2 protein-coding genes are annotated in these 1,596 nt (G+C 71.9%); both read right to left on the bottom strand.

The features are described from left to right. Positions 1 to 161: 161 nt before the first annotated feature. Positions 162 to 602 (bottom strand): pyridoxamine 5'-phosphate oxidase family protein, encoded by a 441-nt coding sequence (locus tag ACN6LB_RS45780; protein WP_445031093.1) that lies wholly within the window; start codon positions 600 to 602, stop codon positions 162 to 164. 117 nt (positions 603 to 719) lie between these two features. Beyond that, positions 720 to 1,394 (bottom strand): helix-turn-helix domain-containing protein, encoded by a 675-nt coding sequence (locus ACN6LB_RS45785; RefSeq protein ID WP_445031094.1) that lies wholly within the window; start codon positions 1,392 to 1,394, stop codon positions 720 to 722. Between the last annotated feature and the right edge of the window lie 202 nt (positions 1,395 to 1,596).

Raw genomic sequence — 1,596 nt, forward strand, 5'->3', positions numbered from 1 at the left:
CCCCCCCCCCCCGGTTCAGCCGACCAAAACGGCCGCCGGTCCTCCTGGTCAGCCGGTCTGCGTCACCGGCACCCGACGGGTGACCGTCCGGCGCACGCCGGTGCCGGTGAAGCCCAGGGACGCAATGGACGGTGCCCGCTGGACACGGACCGGCGACGGTGTCAGGTCGTCAGCTCCACCCCATAGAGACTGCGTCCGCCCACGAGTTCCCGGCCGGTGACCAGTTCGGGTTGGATGCGGACGAAGACCTCCTCGGGCGAGGGCGCCCAGGAACGAGGGCCGGTCCGGAGCAGGCGCTCGTGCTCGTCCGGGTCGGTCACCACCGTCGCCGAGCCGGTCACGACGACGCTCCAGCCGGAGTGGGCGACCGCATCGACCTCGTCGACCTCGAAGGCGACCACCGCACCGTCGACCGCGCGGACCAGCTCCGACGCCGCCGAGGTGCGCAGCACCACAGCGCCGTCGGTGTCCACGCGGAAGTTGACAGGCAGCACGGCGGGTAGCGCGTGACGCGTGTGGACGATACGGCCGACAGGCGCCTTCGCCATCAGACGCAGGCACTCCTGCCGCTCGATTTCACGAAAACCGTCGTTCGCGTACATGGGCCAGTCCGTCTCTCACCTGGGTGCACACCGCCTGAACATTGCCGTCATCCTCCGTCGGGCGGGGGCCGGCCGTGAGGGGCCATCGGTCCCGGCCGAGCCGGAGAACGTCCCGGGTCACACCGTGATGCGGCGCCCGGTGATGACGAGGGGATCAATGCGCACCCACTGCTCTCGGCGCCCGCCGGCCCAGGGCGCGCTGTCGGCCCGGTCGACGAGCCGGCTTATGTCGTCGGGTTCTGTCACGGTCCGGGCGTGCCCCCGCACCAGCACGCTCCAGCCTCGGCTGAACGCATCGTCGATGCGGTCGACCTCGAAGGCGACCTGGCAGCCGGACGCCTGGGAAGGGGTGGACCCGGGCTCGGTCCGGAAGACGATCGCGCCGTCGACGAAGCTGTAATTGACGGGCACCACGACAGGCCCGGAGACGGTGGGCACTGCGATCCGCCCCACGCCGTGCGTGGAAAGTAGATCCCGGCACTCCGGGACGCTCAGCTCCACGAGGCCAGGGTTGGGGGCGGCCTGTCCCAGTCCGCGCGGCAGATCGGTGTCGCCGCCGGCGAGGTCCCGCACGGTGGTCCCGAGGACTGCGGCCAGTCCGAGCAGGACGCCTCGCCCCGGTGCGGCACCGGGGCGCTCCTCGAGGTACTTGAGGTAGCCCGGAGCCATGCCGGCCCGGGTGGCCGTCTCTCTCCGGCTCAGGCCGAGTTCCGTGCGGCGGGCGGCGATACGGCGCCCGAGGTCGCCATGCGGAGGTCCCTCCACTGCCTGGGACGGCGTCTGTTCCCTCATGACCCGTCACTCCCTCTCATCGGGCCGGTCGCCGCCACAGTGACCGGATTGCACCTCAGATCCAGTTTGTCCGGCGCAGGCCGGGTGCGCTTGGGCCGATCGGTCCCCGGAGCACGGCCGGACGGGACCGGCACGTCCCGGAGCTCCGCCCGGCTGGGGTCTCCTACGAAAGCCGGGGCACCGCCGCATCGCTGCGGCGGTG

This window comes from Streptomyces sp. SAS_270, assembly GCF_052543295.1.